The organism is Sporolactobacillus sp. BBK16-2 (assembly GCF_059878335.1).
This window is the reverse complement of the sequence record NZ_CM187611.1, coordinates 2,844,515-2,861,209: the sequence shown is the minus strand read 5'-3', so window position 1 is coordinate 2,861,209 and position 16,695 is coordinate 2,844,515. Positions and strand designations below refer to the sequence as shown.

Genomic DNA, 16,695 nt, shown 5'->3' with positions numbered 1-16,695 from the left:
GTACTTAAGGAGATGACGATACATGAGTGTCATCACTTTAAGCGGCTCTACAAAATTTAAGCATCAATTTGAACGGGTAAATGCATTTCTGACACTTCAAGGAAACATCGTCATTAGCTTGGCTTTCTTCGAACAAAGTGATGATTTTAAATTGACACAAGAACAAGTTGAACTTCTTGGCGATTTGCATTTAAAGAAAATTGATATGTCTGATGAACTGTTCGTTATCGACGTTGGCGGCTATATAGGAAATCAGACAAGAAAAGAAATTGAGTATGCTGAAAAGAATGGAAAAGTAATACGGTACTACTCTAGTTTTGCGGATAATACGAACGAGCACCGACAGATGGAACTGTGGGAACAAGTGCTTAACTTAATTGCGGGGGATAATTAAGCACGCACAGTATGAGACGTGGTTCAAAGACACGACGGCAAAGTACGATGGCGAGACTTTCTTTATTGATTGTGCAAACGACTTTTCAAAGGATTGGCTGTATACTCACTATGCTCCTTTAATTCTTAAGGCCGCAGAACAGGTAACCGAAAATGATAAAGTTAAGATTGCCTTCCGATTCTCCAAACAAACCAGCGAAACGATTGATAAATCCCGTGTGGCGCTGATTAAGGATTAATCGAAAGGTCTGCGCTTTGTGATCAATGGGTGAAAAGGTTATTAAGGACCATCGTTGCCTGCATCTTAATTTACGGAATGCAATGCAGGTGAACCTTTCATTGGGATGAAGGCTTCGAAAAAATGGATTAGATTGAATTTTTCACGTTATTCACTACCCCGTGTGGCCGCGGAACGTCATCGGTTTCATGGCTTGTTTCCAATGCGTTGAGTTTGCGACTTACAGAAATGTAGGAGCCAATGAGCAGGAGCAATGCACCGCCCCACGCAAGCGGATTGGCAAGGCTCGCTCCCGTGAATCCCAAGAGCTTAATTAGAAAAATAACAGCAAAAGAACGCATGAGCAGTTCGACGATTCCGGAAAGCGTAGGCAAAACGCTGTAACCGAGTCCCTGCAGCGTGTAGCGTATGATCAACAGTAAGGAAAGCAGTGCGTACATCGTGCTGTTGTAAAGAAAATAAGTTTGTGCCAAATGAATGACAACAGACTGCTGATTTCCGACAAATAGGTGGCAGAGCGGAACGGCATAGGCAATGATCAGTGCCCCCATGGCAATACTTAGTGCGCAAGAAAGCACCATCGTCTGTTGAACGCCATGGCGAATACGCGCATAATGTTTGGCACCCAAGTTTTGTGCCGCAAAGGTGGCCATGGTAATTCCAAAAGACAGTGAGACCTGTGTTGCCAGAAAATCGATACGACCCGCCGTCGTATATGCAGCAACGGCGTTCGAGCCCAATGTGTTGAGCATGACTTGAACAATGATTGCGCCAATTGAAATGATCGATGCCTGAAATCCCATCGGCAGACCAAGTTGGAGATGCGGCTTGATCTCTCGGAGAATATGCAAGAAATGGTCACGGGACAATTTGAGCTCAGGTACAAATTTCTTGATGAATTGCAGGCACCAGATGGCGGGCAGCCCCTGTGCCGCAACCGAGGCGAATCCGGCACCAGCGACGCCCATATGAAAGAACAGAATGAAAATGAAGTCAAAAACAACGTTGACCACGCAGGCAAGTGCTAGAAAAATAAGCGGTGCCCGGCTGTTGCCTAAAGCGCGTAATGTATTATTAAAAGATTGTATAGGACGGTAACACTGGTTCCCCAGAAGCAGGCAACAATAAACTTTTGCGCATCATTGATGATGTCAGAATGCGTTTGCATTAGCTCGAGCAGCGGGCGTGCAAAGAGAACGCCGATGCACGTCAGAAGCAGAGAAACGGCAATACTGATTAAACTATTAACGGCAAAACTGCACTTGACGCCCTGAATGTCCCCGGCACCGTAGCGGCGCGCTGTCAGAATGGTCAGACCTGCCGTCATCCCCTGCGCGAAACCAATAATCAGCGCAAACAAACTATCGGTAGCGCCTACAGCAGCTAAAGCATGGATACTGATCGTACGACCGACAACGATTGTATCCGCCACGTTATAAAACTGCTGAAAAAGATTCCCGATCAGAAGCGGAATCGTGAACAAGATTATTTTTTTTATCGGACTTCCCGTTGTTAAATCCCACATGAAGAACACGACCCAATTTAAGCAGTAAGATTATCATACATCAGCTTGCAGGAAAGATCATGCTCTTTTTCACAGTAGATAAAAAGTTATTGTTGGTCTAAAGAATGCTTAAGAAATGAGCCTTTCTGTGTCCTTAATGCTCAACTATGGGGATGCGTTCATGATCCAATCTTCATTATAATCAAGACCATTTACATCATTCTAATTAGGATAACTATTCGTTTCGCTTTTTTGATTAAGGCGGGCATGGTGTGTATAAGGCAAGAAAGGTTTTGCTACTTTTTTAAGTAGTTCCATTGGTGGGGGATTCTTGACGTGTGTAGTCTTGGTGACCAGAAAAAAATACCTTGGAATGTATTAAGACATCAATTGATGAATACAAACTCAATCAATAAAGTGCATGCACGGCTTGATCACTTTGTTCAACGACAAGACAAAGAAGATCTGGGACCGCAACGTGATCTTGATCAAATTGACGATATTCGCAATCGATGCTCGCACTTTTTTACAGGTCAATCCGACACAAACCAAGGGATTGTATAGAAAAGCATCCACAAGTTTTTCTTAGTCGTCCTGAGTGTATATTTTTTTTGAGGCCTTATTTGGCATGAGTGTATCAGGCTTGTTGTTAATCAAAATATTGGCATAGTGGTTGACTTTTTTGTTGATCAATCGTAAGTGAGCTTGAATTTTTTCAGCCTGTGCCATCGTTTCGCGTTGTTGTTCTAACATTATTCGATAACGTTCGGGAGTCGTTTGGGCACCTTCGAGACATAATTCAATATAGTGTTTGATTTTTGCGAGCGGCATTCCCGTTGCTCGCAGGCAAGTCACAATTTCTACCCATTCAATATCAACGTCATCAAATACCCGACTATTGTTTTCATCACGTTTGACTGTCGGCAATAGGCCGTGATCGTCGTAATACCGAATGCTATAGGTTGATACATTCACTTTCTTTGAGACCTCTTGTATGGAGTACATCGAATTTTCCTCCCTATACACGCTAGGGTTAGTATGTACTAACCTTAATCGGCATTGTTAAAAAGGATAGTATCACGAAAGTAGGTATAGCACAAGTATTGCTATACATTTAAAAAGGATAATCACCCCCTTCTTGCCGCTTGCATTCTAGCTACTCGAAGGGAATATACTGTGTTTGATTTAGAGATCAGCAAAAGGAGTGCGTGAAGATGGAGTATCGTACGGTTGGTAGAACGGGAATCAAAGTTTCCAACTTAGCCTTCGGGACCATGTCGTTTGGCAGTACCGCGGATGAAGCAACTTCCAAAGCCATGTTTAACCGCTGTCGTGAAGCAGGCATTAACCTTTTTGATTCAGCCGACGTTTATGCCGGTGGTCGTTCAGAAGAAATCTTAGGCAGTTTAATTAAGGATTCACGCGATGAAGTGGTTATTACGTCGAAAGTTTTCTGGCCGACCGGTCAAGCTATCAATGCGCGAGGTCTTTCACGCCGACATATCATGCGCGGTGTTGAAGCAAGTCTGCGAAGAATGCAAACGGACTATATTGATTTTTACATTGTCCATGATTTTGATGAAACGACAGCCATTGAAGAAACGCTACGGGCTCTGGATGATCTGCAGTCCCAGGGGAAGATTCTACATGCCGGTGTCAGCAATTGGGCGGCATGGCAAATCATGAAAGCTCAGGGCATTGCAGCCAAAGAATTACTCGGACGCTTTGAATTAATCGAACCGATGTATAGTCTTGTTAAACGGCAGGCAGAAGTGGAGATTCTTCCAATGGCGCAAGCAGAAAAAATGGGTGTTATCGCCTATAGCCCGCTTGGCGGCGGTCTGTTGACGGGGAAGTATGGTGTTGCTAAGCATCCGACCAGCGGCAGGTTAATTGATGAAGCACGCTATTCGGACCGGTATGCTGATGCAGAAAATTATGAGGCTGCTGATCGATTTACCGCATATGCCAAGGAACACAATGTAGCGCCAGCGACCTTGGCCGTTGCTTGGGTCAAGGCTAATTCAGCTATTACTGCACCGATTATCGGCGCTCGGAATCTCGAACAATTGGAAGATTCGCTTGTCGCCGCTGATTTTAAGGTGGATAAGGAAATGTATGCTGAGATAGCCGATTTATCGCGAACGCCGGCACCTGCGACGGATCGAACGGAAGTATTGACTGGTAAATGGCATTAAGATGAACCAGTCAAATGAGAAATGGGGGGAAATCAAATGACATCATTGAAAAATAAAGTAATTATTATTGCAGGTGCTTCAAGCGGTATTGGTAAGGCTACCGCCCGCCGTTTAGCAAATGAAGGTGCAAAGTTAGTGATCGGTGCTCGCCGCGCGGAACGTTTAAAACAATTTGTTGATTCCTTACCGGATGCTGAGATCGATTATAGCGTTGCCGATGTAACCAAACCGGAAGATCTAGAAAATCTAGCAAAGCTCGCGGTAGACAGGTATGGGCATATTGACGTCATGTTTAATAATGCGGGCATTATGCCAACAGCTAATTTATGCGAGATTCGTCGTGATGAATGGCAACAAATGCTTAACATTAATATTATGGGAGTTCTGAATGGTATTGCCGCTGTGTTACCAATCATGAAACAGCAACAATCCGGTCATATTATTGCGACTGATTCGGTAGCTGGACACATTGTTTATCCGGGGTCTTCCGTATATTGCGGGACTAAGTTTGCCATTCGCGCAATCATGGAGGGACTAAGGCAAGAAGAAAGAGAAAACAATATTCGGACAACCATTGTTTCACCTGGAGCTGTAGATACTGAACTGTATACAACGATTAATGATCCCACAGCCAGTGAATGGGTAAAGAATAATCAGCGAACACCTGGACTAGGACTTACCTCAGAACAAATTGCTGACGCTATTGCCTATGCGATCGGTACTCCGGAGACTGTTGCCATCAATGAGTTGCTGATCCGTCCGACGAAGCAATCGATTTAATCGCATTATGCATGTTTTTATCATCGACCGTATTTCGATTTCATACTTCAACCGTGAGAGGGTGTTTTCCATGGTATTAAAAAAACAAACAGCCGGGCATGACTTACTTGGAGAGTTTGCACCAAAATTTGCAGAACTGAATGATGATGTACTTTTTGGACAGGTCTGGTCACGCGAAAAAGAACTTTCGGCCCGTGATCGCAGCTTAATCACTGTGACCGCTTTGATTACTTCCGGTATGTTTGAACAATTAAGCTACCACATGAGCAAAGCTAAGGAAAATGGTGTTACCAAGGAAGAAATTGCAGAGATTGTGACGCATTTATCTTTTTATGCAGGATGGCCTAAGGCTTGGACTGCTTTTCATCTGGCTAAGGAAATATATGCTGAGGATTAAGCGGACGTTATTTCAAATCATAACCTTCGTTTAAATGTGCCGAATGGCGGTACGGATAGCATGAAACCATCCATCTCTTTGTCGGGAATGGGGATCATCGTGAATCGATTGAACAAGTAAAAGGGTATTTCAAAGAAAAGGCTGAGTTTTCGACACTCAGCTCTTTTTTTACAGATAGAGAAAGTTTATGATTTTGCTTTGTGGTACGACGATAAGCAGCATTAAAGAAGGAATTTCTGCGAATTGTAAAGGAACTTTCGCTAAGTGCGCATACGTCCTGTATACAACGCGAAAGTCATCACATCCTGTGAAAGTACGTCCTGTATGCAACGCGAAAGCCACCGCATCCTGCGGAGCCACGTAAGCGCGAGACGCCTGCGGGGACCGTGCTTTATTGATGCGTGTCAGAGAGCCCCCGCAGATTCCTGCCTATCGAGGAGACGCGCGGTGCGCCCGCGGCAAGCGAGCGGCTGAAGTGTCGTTCAAAGTTTTTCTTAGTACCACTGGTAATGATCCGCTTTTTTATTCGTAAGGATCTTAATTAGTTTAATAATTGGATTAATTATTCGTCTGTTAAATCGGCAAAATGATTCGCCAATTACGGCATTTTCATCCGTCGAACATTTCTTGTTTCATAGAATATGACTGAGAATTGATTTTTTTGACGAAGGCATCGGTTATACTTTTGGTTTTATCTGAATGTAATTTCCTGCCAGAAAAGCGATAGGAAGGCTATTAAGTGCTCATGAACCCTGCCTGAATAAAAAGTTTCTGCTAAAGCGAAGCAAGGAATGACGCCCTAAAATCGGACAAAATAGTAAATAAAAACGCTTGCGAAAAGTCTTAAAAAAATATTTCTATTGAAAAGTCAGAATGATTGTGTAATAATGTTAAATAATTAATACAGTGAATGAACAAACTGTAGTATTATTGCCTCCGATTAGCGAATGAATACATGGTATAATCATGTTTTGATTAGTATTTATGTAAAACTAAAATGTATTTAAGGTGAGGCTTGTAGATGAATATGATCGGACATTTGGATTTGATTAAAAAAATTAACAGATCTTTAATCTTAGAAAAAATTAAAACAGATCAGCCGATAAGCCGGGCAACAATTGCAAAACGATTATCACTGAGTAAATCAACCGTTTCAACGATTGTTGATGAATTGCTGGAGAAAAAACTGGTCATTGAACTTGGCGAGCAAACAGCAACGAAAGGGGGTGGGAGACCAGCGCTAATGATCGGATTTAATCCCAAATCTGCTTATGCCATCGGTGTGGATATTGATCGTCAGAAAATTGTCGTTCTGATTACCGATTTAGTTGGCGCAATTGTTTATAGAAAGAAACTAGAGTGTACGAACCAAATTGACGAGTTGGTTTCAATCATAAAAAATTGCTTAAGCGATTCAAATATAGCTGAAGATAAGATTATTGGAATGGGCATTGGGGTTCCTGGAATAACGGATACGAAAACGGTGTTCAGTGCAAAGGCGTTGCGTTGGACCAATCTCAATGTCCATCAGTTGATCAGCAAGCAGTTTGCTTTTCCTGTTTTCATTAATAATGATGTGAATTGTGCGGGTCTAGGAGAGATGTGGCTCGGATCCGGAAGAAATTCAAATCATCTCTTCTTTATCGAAATTGGGATGAGCATTGGCAGTGCCATCATTTCAAATGGCAACCTTGTGTATGGATATAATTACCAATCCGGTGAAATCGCTTATCAAATGAGTAAGGGTGATTTTGAACAAAAACGATTTAACCTCCCTAATGATTCAGGCGTATTTGAGAATAAAGTGTCCGGGACTGCACTTGCAGGACATGGAATGAGTATCAAAGCGCTTTTTGAAAGATATGCGAATGGTGATTCAGAGGTTGTTCCAGTGGTTGATAACTTTATCGTTGAATTATCGATTGCCATTGCTAATGCCGTTAATTTACTGAATCCTGAACGAGTCATTATTGGTGGAGATGTCTCGGAATACATGGGTGTTGTGATTAATGAGATACAGAAGATGGTTGATAATCTGACGCCGATTCGAACGAACATACGACTCGCTAGCCTTGGCTCGGATGCTGGCCCATTGGGTGCTATATCCTTTGCCTTTAAACAAATTGAACACAGTTGAACGTTCAACTGCTCATGAAGAAAATTGCTGAAGGAATGAGGAAATTTTATGAAGAGAATTGTTGTCGCAACGCATGGAGAATTGTCAAAAACGTTAATTGAAACGGTTGAATTAATCGTCGGTTCTCAAACCAATCTTGACTACTTTTGCATGACAAAGGATAAGTCCGGAGAGGCTGGCCGACAAGAGTTAAAAAAAATAATATTTAAAAATAATGAGGATCAAGTCCTTATTTTCACGGATGTATTTGGTGGAAGTGTGAACAACATATGCGCTGAATTACTGATGGACGCGCAAGATCCAGATCGAATTCACTTGGTTTCGGGTGTGAATCTCCCGATGTTGCTCACGGCGATTCTTTCCTTACCGTCGAATTCTGTTGAAGCAGTAGTAGCCGAAGCAATTCAGGAAGCAAAACAGGGGATTAAATACATTAACGATCTATTGAAAGGAGGTGATAGTTAATGATTGCACTTACCAGAATCGATGATCGTCTCCTTCATGGTCAAGTTGCCTTTGGCTGGGCTCCTGCATTAAAAGTCAATGTCATTCTTATTGTCAATGATGAAGCGAAGGAAAATAAAATGAAAGCAATGGCTTTGAATTTAGCAAAACCTAATGATGTCAAACTCTATATAAGAGGTGTGGCTGAATCGGGCGAAATTGTTAAAAAATTTTCAGAGGCGCAAAAAAGCAAGGTCCTGATCCTTGTGCGAAATACAGATGATGCACTTCAATTAGCAAAAGAATCAGATGGGGCGATTAAGGAAATAAATGTTGGCGGTTTGAGATACGAGGAAGGGAAGAAGAAGCTGACTGATCTTATCGCTGCGAGCGATGGAGATATTAATAATTTTAAAGAAATGGATCAGATGGGCATTGATCTTGAGTTTAGGATTCTGCCGAGAGATCGAAAGCAAACACTTGAAAATTTAATACAATAGATGGCATAAAGGAGGAATTCAATTGCTCGCACAAGCCTTAATGCTTGGCCTAGTAGCTGGTATTGGAATCTTGGATGGAAGAATATTTGGTGTCATGATGTTGGAACGGCCATTGGTCTTAGGTTCTTTAACCGGTCTGGTCTTAGGTGACTTCACAGCGGGCATCGCGATCGGTGCTCAACTGGAATTAATTTGGATGGGCATTGCGGGCATTGGTTCCTCGACACCTCCTGACGTTGTGACTGGCGGGGTGCTTGGTACTGCATTTGCTATCCTTTCCGGAAATGGTGCTGAAGTAGCGTTAGCTCTTGCGGTTCCGATTGCCGTTTTAGCTCAATCGCTTGGCGTCCTTGTACGCGTAATTAATACGTATTTTCTTCACAAAGCAGACAAATACGCACAGAATGCAAATATTAAAGGCGTTACCTTAATGATGTGGATTCCGCCGATTCTCTTTTTCCTAAGTGTATTTATTCCAACATTCTTAGCGATTTTAGTTGGGGCAAACCAAGTTACTGCGATGATTCACGCAGTACCAAAGGTGATTCTTGAAGGCTTGACCGTCGCAGGAAATCTGCTTCCGGCAATTGGTTTCGCGCTCTTGATGGACATGCTTTTCTCTAAAAAGATGGGTGTATTTTTCTTTATTGGCTTCTTGGCGGCTTCGTACTTGAAACTTGATGTCATGGCAATTGCCCTGTTTGGTGTGTGCCTTGCAGTTATTTTGAACTTTGTAATCAGCCATTCGAACAATAAAGCTTCTGATGAGAAGGCCGGAGACGACAATCTTACGGAAGGAGAGATCAACTTTGAATGAGAAAACACTAGGAAAAAAAGAATTGCGCAGCGTTTTTTGGCGGTCCTTTGCTTTGCAAGGCGCATTTAATTATGAACGAATGCAGAATCTAGGTTTCTGTTATACTATGATTCCTGTAATAAAGAAACTGTACGACAAGGAAGAAGAACGATCACTTGCATTGAAAAGACATTTGGAGATCTTTAATACGACTCCGGTTGCTGCCCCGGCTATAGCTGGTATCAGTGCTGCAATGGAAGAACAGAATGCGAATCAGAAAGATTTTGATGTCAGTTCAATCAATGCAGTAAAAGCAGCACTTATGGGACCGTTAGCCGGGATTGGTGATTCTTTATTTTGGGGAACCATTCGAATTATCGCAGCCGGAATTGGCATCTCTTTTGCAAGTCAAGGGAATCTGATCGGACCACTACTCTTTTTGCTGCTTTATAATATACCGAACTTTCTCGTACGTATCATTGGTTTGAAATACAGTTATTCGGTTGGCGTTCATTCGCTCGAACGCATTCAAAAAGAAGGTCTCATGGATAAGATTATGTCGGTTGCTACCACGGTTGGTCTCGTCGTTGTAGGAGCAATGGTTGCGACAATGCTAAAGATTTCGACCCCATTAAAGTTTAATATTAATGGCGCAAAAGTAGATATACAAAGCATTTTAAATCAAATATTGCCGAATATGTTGCCACTAGCTGTGACCTTGATCATCTTTTGGTTCCTAAGAAAAAAATTCAGTATTACATGGCTGACCATTGGCATCATTGTATTCGGCATCGTCGTTCACTGGATCGGCATATTATAATGAAGGAGCATTATTGAATTGAACATTGAAAATTACATTCAAGAAACACCGCAAAAAATGAAAGAAATCATCGCTATTTCTGACCAGCTATTTTCCAAAGTAAAGAAACAAAAGTTCGAACGCATTATTATAACCGGATCGGGTACCAGCTACCATTCAGGCGCGCAGGTCCAACAAAAGCTAAGAGAAATAACTGGAATTTCTGTAGAAGCCTATTACCCATTCGAACTAACTAAGGAAGTTATTGGTGACAACCAAAACCAGACCCTATTGATCGGCATTTCACAGGGTGGGAGCAGCTATTCAACCTACAACGCTATGAAACTAGCGAAAGAACAAGGATGCAAAGTTGCCTCAATGGCAGGACAGGATCATGTACTGATCGATGAGGCTGCCGACTACGTGCTCACTGTTCGTTGTGGTGAAGAAACAGCTGGAGCCAAGACTAAAGGCTTTTACTGTACAATGCTCAACTTGATTCTTCTTGGTCTTCATCTCGGTCAGGAGAATGGAACGCTCACTCAAGAAGCATTCAATAATGAGATTAACTCATTAAAAATGATAGCAAATAATTTTCAAGATGTCTATGCTTCAGCAGAACAGTGGGTAAAAGAAGTTGCCGATGGGCTGAAGGACGCCAAAGAAATTCGAGTAGTTGGAACGAAAGAATTGTATGGAGACACGCTGGAAAGTGCTTTGAAACTTTTGGAAACCATGCGCCTCCCAACAAGTGGCTATGAGTTCGAAGAATTTATTCACGGTATCTATAATGCAGTGAACGAGAATTCTTCAATCATTATTTACCACAACGGAACAGAACCAAGGGTTAACAAACTAATAAGCGTTTTATCAGAATGGACAAATCACATCTATGTGATTGGTTCTAAGGTGGACGGGCTAGGCGCACGCAATTTTGTTATTGATGACCAGGGAAATGATTTATATTCCACGTTCGTCTATCCGATTGCGGTTCAGCTGATTTGCGCATTTGTTCCTCAATTAAAAGGAATTGATCCAAGTATTCCTAAGGACCCGCAATTTCATTCTAAAATGGGCAGTAAGAAGATAAACAAATAAGGTAAGAAGGCCTCCATCCTGATCACAGGCGGAGGCTTTTTTGTGGCTCTAATTAAAATGGGAATGAGCTAATGATATATTATGCTGACGCCCGAACAGATTTTACTATAGTAAAGTAGGTAAGCAAATGAATCGACGGAATAGGCAAGATAGGTCACACTGCCAGATGAACTTCCTCTTTCTCAAGGGATTCGAGTAGGAAATCGTATATATGTGTCCGGACAAGGTCCCTTAAATGTTGAGACTGGACGGGTTCCAGAAACTGTTGAAGATCAAACAAGACAAGTATTGATTAACATCAAAAATATTTTGGAGGCGGTTGAAGCGAAGATGTCAGATGTCGTCAAAGCAACAGCACATTTGGCCAATCTTAAGGATTTAGAAGCCTTTAATAAGGTCTACCAAGAATTTTTTATAGAGCCTTATCCCGTTCGTACCACAGTACAAAGTGGTTTAAACAATATTCTAGTAGAAATTGACGTTATTGCAGAAATTGAATAGATCTGTAACTCTTTCCGTCTCCTCGCGTTCATCTAATAGATCACGAGATGTTGAAAGCAATCTGTTTCCTTTTGAATTTTAATCATAAGTGTCAAATTAGCCCACACCGTCAAAAGGTGTGGGCTTCATTATGATTATTTGGAATAACTTTTGCAGTGTCCGAAATTAAGATACTAACTCATCAAGGCTCTCTTCTGGTTGCTCTTCAAGGCTTAAACTATTTATTAAGAATACGCGCAATTAACAATTCATCTTGGTATTCGGTTCTCTCGTGACAATAAAGGTGAAAAAATCTGATGAGGTTCTTTTTGATACCAATATGCAACCGATGCCACATCATCTGATCTCTCAAAAAGTTTGATGTCATCATTACCAATCTGTTGTAAAGTAACCCTTAGATCAGATTTAAATCGAATAGGATCAGGGAGATGCCAGCGGTACAATCCATGCATGGGTAACGCATCATCCCCAAAACCGTGAAGCGGCATCGCGTCTTCTGTCTGAAAATCGTCACGTGTATGATCCTCTTTGGAGAAAAAGGGATATCCCATAAAAGGTGTATTGTAAGGCTGAACATAAATACGTCCGCTTTTATCCTTCTTATGAAAAGCCCAGGCGCCTCCGAAATAATCTTCAGTACCAGTAGAAGTAATTGAAGGATACTCTGAATCCCCATCAATGAAAAATTTAAATTCTCCTTCTCCCCACCAATATCTTTCAAGCGCTGTCACTTCAAGGAAAGTTCCAACGTAATGTCCTACACCTTGTATGTTATCAATAAGGATATAATCTTTCTGTAATTGTGTAATCTTTTGTCTGTTCCATTTAGCATGAAAGTAAGATGCATTTTCAGGTAATCCGGGTTGTAATACGTAGTCGATATTATAGAAAAAACCATCTATTGTATTTGGATGCTCATTTGTTACTGTTATTTTGGCCTTTTTCTTAAAAGGCATAGGAAAATAACAATTCATGCCACCTGTTGGATTTACAACGATGGGAAGAGAATTTATTTCACATCGAGATCCAAAACCATTACAGAAAAAATCTCCAATAGGACTTTCAATTGAGGGATTTTCTTCATCATCCCAATAAATTCTGAGTACCACATCCCGCAATACAAAACTCCCTTTAGTTGTTGCCTCAGCAATTGTCATCCAAATGTGTTTAATAGTTCCAGGACCCTTAATTTCAGCAATGGTAAAGGTTTCGCCCTCTTTAAGAGAGATGGCTGCTCTTCCTTTGCGTGACTTTCCCAAATCACTATCGGTGGTTGCTGCCTGACCCTTTTCACCATATGGGTTCTCCGGGTTAATACTATGACTTTCTTCGTCCTTAATGTTTTCTATACCTTGTAAATCCAGCATTTTAATTCCTCCTTGTATATTATGTTTTGAATTAGCCAATCCGGCTGTCAAGTTCTTTACGAATTTGTGGATAATATTTGTCCAGATTGTAAAAACACATGATGAGCATTGAAATAATGATGAGGATTGCAGGAATGATGATAAAATTGCTTCTAATCATCAATAGTGCCTGACTGTTCTGGTGTGCATGTGGAACATAGTGGCCCCATGTTAACAAGGCACCAGAGAGTGCTGCAGATACTGCCATAGCGACCTTACCAATGAAGCCGTTAATAGCAGAAATTAACCCGGCACCGTTGACCCCTGTCTTCCACTCCCCAAAATCCACCGGATCAGCCTGCATCGAAAAATACATATTTTGCCTCATTCCAAAGCCAATAGCGTATACAACTGCTCCTGTGATTAACCCTGTAACATTGATATTAGCAATTAACATGACAACGAGTCCAAGAAAACTTATCAGGCTTCCCAGTAAGAAAATGTTTCTTTTCATCATTCTGTGGGAAATAACAGGAACCAGAATCGTCCCGATCAGCGGAATCGAAGACGTGATGCCTGCGATAATGGCTGCAATATCTTTTGATCCCACATTGTAGGTAAAATAATAAATGAGAGATCCTTGTAAGAAGAAGTTAGAACCCCACATAAATAAGGTGCTGACAGCAAATATCATCCATGGTTTATTTCCTTTTAATGCTACAAAGGATTCTTTAATACTTACTTTTTGCTTCACGACTTTTACTTTCTCTCTAACATTCCTAAAGGTAAGGTATAGACAAATAACTGCGATAAGGCAATATAAGCTCATTGTTAATACAAAACCGCTTACTTCTGAACCGCGTCCCAATAGATGGACAAGAGGTAGGGTGGTAACGCTTACAATAGTGGCCCCGATAAAAGCCAGCACGATTCTAACCGTTGTAAGATTTGTTCGTTCGCGTGCATTGCTGGTTAAGCTGGGTAAGATGGAGGATATTGGAATGTTCACGAGTCCATAACATATTGAAATGCCTAAATAGGTTGCGTAAGCATAGATGACTTTACCATCAGCACTTAAATCAGGAGCATAAAAACATAAGACGCCAAAAACAGCTAAAGGTAAGGAGCCAAAGAGAATATATGGACGGCTTTTCCCCCATCTTGAATGAGTCTTGTCAATAATCACTCCTGTAAACATATCTGCAAAGCTATCAATGAGTCTGGTGACCATGATCATTGTCCCAACGGTAACAGCAGTAATACCTGCAACGTCTGTATAAAAGTACATCAGATATAAAGTCAACATATTCCAGATCAAATTACATGCAAAGTCCGAAATTCCATAACTAATTCGCTGTTTCCAAACATCAAGGAAACTTTCTTTTTCAATATTTGCATTTGACGACATTGGGGTTTCTATGTTCATTTTATCACCTTTTCCACAACAAATTATTATAAGCGCTTACAACAACATGAATTATAAAATCACTTATTAAAAATGTCAAACGTTTTCATAAAAATCGTTTATATATATCAATTATGTTGTTGATTATTAATTTAATATATGGTAACGTTTATAAATTTTATAAAAAGACTATATCCTGTTATAATAATTTTATAATAGAAGCAAAGGAATTGAAAAATGAGTAAAAGTAAAAGTATTAAAGACGTAGCAAAAGTTGCAGGTGTATCTGTCACTACCGTTTCACGTGTATTAAATAATAGGGGACCCATTAGCGAGAAGACACGAGAAAAAGTGTTTAAAGCTATGGAATCTATCAACTATACACCTAATGAATTTGCAAGAGCGTTAAAATTAAATAAAACTCACTTTATTGGAGTCAGCGTTCCAAGTATTTGGCATCCTTTTTTTTCTGAATTTGTTTTCCATATTGAGAACCGATTAAGTACGCTGAAATATAATGTGTTAATTTGCAGTAATAATAATGACAAGGCACGTGAAATTGAATTTTTAAATATGGTTAGGCAAAATAAAGTTGATGGAATTATTGCAATTACTTATAGCGATATTGACAGATATGTCTCTGCTCGTTTGCCCTTTGTAAGTGTTGACCGTTTTTTTACCGAACAAGTTGTTTATGTAACATCAGATAATTATTGGGGAGGAAAAATTGCTGCATCTGAATTAATTAAGAGAGGCTGTAAAAAAATCGCTTATATCGCCAGTGTGGCGCGACAACCGAACGACACCTTGAAAAGAAAGAATGGTTTTGTCGATGGTGCGAAAGAGAAGAATTGTGACTATGTCGTCTATGAAAAGAAAGAGCCGATTAATGACTACGCCATGTTTTTTAGTGAATTTTTCAGTAAATACCATCATATTGATGGCATCTTTGTCGTAAATGATCAAACGACCTTACTTTTGCTTAGGGAACTTAATAAAATGGGCATCCGCGTTCCGGAAGATGTCCAAATTATTGGTTATGATGCTTTTCAATATTTTGAGAACTTTGATACAACCCTTTCATCTATTAAGCAACCCATTAAAGAAATGGCTGAATCCTCTGTGGATATGCTGCTTAAAATTATAAATAAAGAGCAGATACCAAATCCTGTTGTCTTGCCGGTGGCTTTTAAAGAGGGACGTACAACTAAGTCGTTACCAATCTATCGATATTAATAAAGGTGCTGGTAACACTTGAAAACAATAATTACCATTATTCGGTTGACCCAATGCATAAATAATGCTTATGCTGGAGGGCACGCCGATTCTGTAAATCGGTTTTTTCTTTGCAATTTCTTAATTATATTATTCCGTTGATCGCGACAAGACGTTGGCTAAAGCTTTAGTAATTCCCTCAATCGATTGATCTTCCTCATCTGCGAACCAACTTAAAATAGCGCTAATTGAACCATTGACAAAATAGGAAAAATAATACTTTAGAATGTGAGGGTCCTGCTCATGAAAATCCTCTTTAAATTCCTCAATCGCTTGTTCTTGTACTTCAGAAAACAGCTCATTGATCATGATGCCGTCACGGTAATTTGCCAGAATTATTCGGCTAACTGCTTCGTTAGCTTTTAAAATAATAATCAATCTTTTTAGCCAATCATGAAGCTGTTCTTGCGGACGCATGGCTAAAATTGGTCTGATTTGATCGACAAGCTCTGCTTCAATTTTATGGAATAAATCAAGCGGGTCGTCAAAGTGCAAATAAAAAGTTCCTCGATTGACATCCGCTTCCCTGCAAATTTGAGTAACTGTAATCTTGGAGAGCTCATTCGTGCTTAGAAGGCATAAAAAAGCGTCCTTGATCACTTGGATCGTATAGTGAGTTCGTCTGTTGTTTTTGGTACCCGCCATCAGATTCACCTTTTCCTTCATTTATTAAACAATACGTGATGTACTTGTTTATTCAATAACAGAAAATGAAAAATTACATATTGAACTTGACTTTTACGTTTACTATACTATCAACATGATGTTAAATCAACACTGTGTTCAATAAATTTCAGGAGGGAGAATTATGCGTTTTTTAGAAGTCAGGAACGCATTTAAACGATGACCCATAGGGGATTTGACGATCGTTGTCTTTCCATAAA

The 16,695-nt window shown here is 40.5% G+C and carries 20 protein-coding genes; 14 read left to right on the top strand and 6 right to left on the bottom strand.

The annotated features are described in order from the left end of the window. Positions 1-22 precede the first annotated feature (22 nt). Complete coding sequence (locus AC6F33_RS14165; protein WP_500777316.1) at positions 23-394, top strand: hypothetical protein; 372 nt, start codon at positions 23-25, stop codon at positions 392-394. After that, a complete protein-coding gene (locus AC6F33_RS14160) occupies positions 378-632 on the top strand; it encodes a DnaA N-terminal domain-containing protein (protein ID WP_500777315.1) in 255 nt (84 codons plus the stop codon). Before AC6F33_RS14165 ends, AC6F33_RS14160 begins: the two co-directional genes overlap by 17 nt. A 127-nt stretch (positions 633-759) precedes the next feature. Here the strand turns inward: AC6F33_RS14160 and AC6F33_RS14155 are convergent, their stop codons facing one another. Both AC6F33_RS14155 and AC6F33_RS14150 read right to left on the bottom strand, forming a co-directional pair. Further along, positions 760-1,644 carry an MATE family efflux transporter gene (locus AC6F33_RS14155; protein ID WP_500777314.1) on the bottom strand — a complete coding sequence of 295 codons (885 nt, stop codon included), beginning with the start codon at positions 1,642-1,644 and terminating at the stop codon, positions 760-762. Positions 1,645-1,685: 41 nt separating this feature from the next. Continuing rightward, complete coding sequence (locus tag AC6F33_RS14150; RefSeq protein WP_500777313.1) at positions 1,686-2,156, bottom strand: MATE family efflux transporter; 471 nt, start codon at positions 2,154-2,156, stop codon at positions 1,686-1,688. Positions 2,157-2,471: 315 nt separating this feature from the next. Here AC6F33_RS14150 and AC6F33_RS14145 point away from each other — a divergent pair, with 315 nt between their 5' ends. Next, positions 2,472-2,699 carry a hypothetical protein gene (locus AC6F33_RS14145; protein WP_500777312.1) on the top strand — a complete coding sequence of 76 codons (228 nt, stop codon included), beginning with the start codon at positions 2,472-2,474 and terminating at the stop codon, positions 2,697-2,699. Between the two features lie 21 nt (positions 2,700-2,720). Here the strand turns inward: AC6F33_RS14145 and AC6F33_RS14140 are convergent, their stop codons facing one another. Further along, positions 2,721-3,140 (bottom strand): MerR family transcriptional regulator, encoded by a 420-nt coding sequence (locus AC6F33_RS14140; RefSeq protein WP_500777311.1) that lies wholly within the window; start codon positions 3,138-3,140, stop codon positions 2,721-2,723. Positions 3,141-3,349: 209 nt separating this feature from the next. Between AC6F33_RS14140 and AC6F33_RS14135 the strand changes: the two genes are divergently transcribed. The 10 genes from AC6F33_RS14135 (at position 3,350) to AC6F33_RS14090 (ending at position 11,785) form a co-directional block, all read left to right on the top strand. Beyond that, positions 3,350-4,333, top strand: coding sequence for an aldo/keto reductase (locus AC6F33_RS14135; RefSeq protein ID WP_500777310.1), 984 nt, complete (start codon positions 3,350-3,352; stop codon positions 4,331-4,333). A gap of 36 nt (positions 4,334-4,369) precedes the next feature. Further along, positions 4,370-5,113, top strand: a complete 744-nt coding sequence (locus AC6F33_RS14130; RefSeq protein WP_500777309.1) for an SDR family oxidoreductase — start codon at positions 4,370-4,372, stop codon at positions 5,111-5,113. A gap of 70 nt (positions 5,114-5,183) precedes the next feature. Further along, positions 5,184-5,510: a carboxymuconolactone decarboxylase family protein gene (locus AC6F33_RS14125; protein ID WP_037581658.1), complete on the top strand. Its 327-nt coding sequence runs from the start codon at positions 5,184-5,186 to the stop codon at positions 5,508-5,510. A 1,021-nt stretch (positions 5,511-6,531) separates the two neighbouring features. Then, on the top strand, positions 6,532-7,647 hold the full coding sequence (locus AC6F33_RS14120) for an ROK family transcriptional regulator (RefSeq protein WP_500777308.1): 1,116 nt from the start codon (positions 6,532-6,534) through the stop codon (positions 7,645-7,647). 48 nt (positions 7,648-7,695) lie between these two features. Continuing rightward, positions 7,696-8,112: a PTS sugar transporter subunit IIA gene (locus AC6F33_RS14115; RefSeq protein WP_500777307.1), complete on the top strand. Its 417-nt coding sequence runs from the start codon at positions 7,696-7,698 to the stop codon at positions 8,110-8,112. Further along, positions 8,112-8,591 (top strand): PTS sugar transporter subunit IIB, encoded by a 480-nt coding sequence (locus AC6F33_RS14110; RefSeq protein ID WP_028983564.1) that lies wholly within the window; start codon positions 8,112-8,114, stop codon positions 8,589-8,591. Before AC6F33_RS14115 ends, AC6F33_RS14110 begins: the two co-directional genes overlap by 1 nt. A 22-nt stretch (positions 8,592-8,613) precedes the next feature. Further along, positions 8,614-9,408: a PTS mannose/fructose/sorbose/N-acetylgalactosamine transporter subunit IIC gene (locus AC6F33_RS14105; protein WP_500777306.1), complete on the top strand. Its 795-nt coding sequence runs from the start codon at positions 8,614-8,616 to the stop codon at positions 9,406-9,408. Further along, the gene (locus AC6F33_RS14100; protein WP_500777305.1) at positions 9,401-10,207 is read left to right on the top strand and encodes a PTS system mannose/fructose/sorbose family transporter subunit IID; all 807 of its coding nucleotides are present in this window, start codon (positions 9,401-9,403) and stop codon (positions 10,205-10,207) included. Before AC6F33_RS14105 ends, AC6F33_RS14100 begins: the two co-directional genes overlap by 8 nt. Positions 10,208-10,225: 18 nt before the next feature. Beyond that, a complete protein-coding gene (locus tag AC6F33_RS14095) occupies positions 10,226-11,284 on the top strand; it encodes an SIS domain-containing protein (protein ID WP_500777304.1) in 1,059 nt (352 codons plus the stop codon). A 159-nt stretch (positions 11,285-11,443) separates the two neighbouring features. Then, on the top strand, positions 11,444-11,785 hold the full coding sequence (locus AC6F33_RS14090; RefSeq protein WP_500778167.1) for a RidA family protein: 342 nt from the start codon (positions 11,444-11,446) through the stop codon (positions 11,783-11,785). A 248-nt stretch (positions 11,786-12,033) separates the two neighbouring features. Here AC6F33_RS14090 and AC6F33_RS14085 read toward each other — a convergent pair whose 3' ends face one another. Further along, complete coding sequence (locus tag AC6F33_RS14085) at positions 12,034-13,152, bottom strand: glycoside hydrolase family 172 protein (RefSeq protein ID WP_500777303.1); 1,119 nt, start codon at positions 13,150-13,152, stop codon at positions 12,034-12,036. 31 nt (positions 13,153-13,183) lie between these two features. Next, positions 13,184-14,557 (bottom strand): glycoside-pentoside-hexuronide (GPH):cation symporter, encoded by a 1,374-nt coding sequence (locus tag AC6F33_RS14080; protein ID WP_500777302.1) that lies wholly within the window; start codon positions 14,555-14,557, stop codon positions 13,184-13,186. A 216-nt stretch (positions 14,558-14,773) separates the two neighbouring features. Here AC6F33_RS14080 and AC6F33_RS14075 point away from each other — a divergent pair, with 216 nt between their 5' ends. Further along, positions 14,774-15,772, top strand: a complete 999-nt coding sequence (locus AC6F33_RS14075; RefSeq protein WP_500777301.1) for a LacI family DNA-binding transcriptional regulator — start codon at positions 14,774-14,776, stop codon at positions 15,770-15,772. 129 nt (positions 15,773-15,901) lie between these two features. Here the strand turns inward: AC6F33_RS14075 and AC6F33_RS14070 are convergent, their stop codons facing one another. Continuing rightward, a complete protein-coding gene (locus tag AC6F33_RS14070; RefSeq protein WP_500777300.1) occupies positions 15,902-16,456 on the bottom strand; it encodes a TetR/AcrR family transcriptional regulator in 555 nt (184 codons plus the stop codon). Positions 16,457-16,695 lie beyond the last annotated feature (239 nt).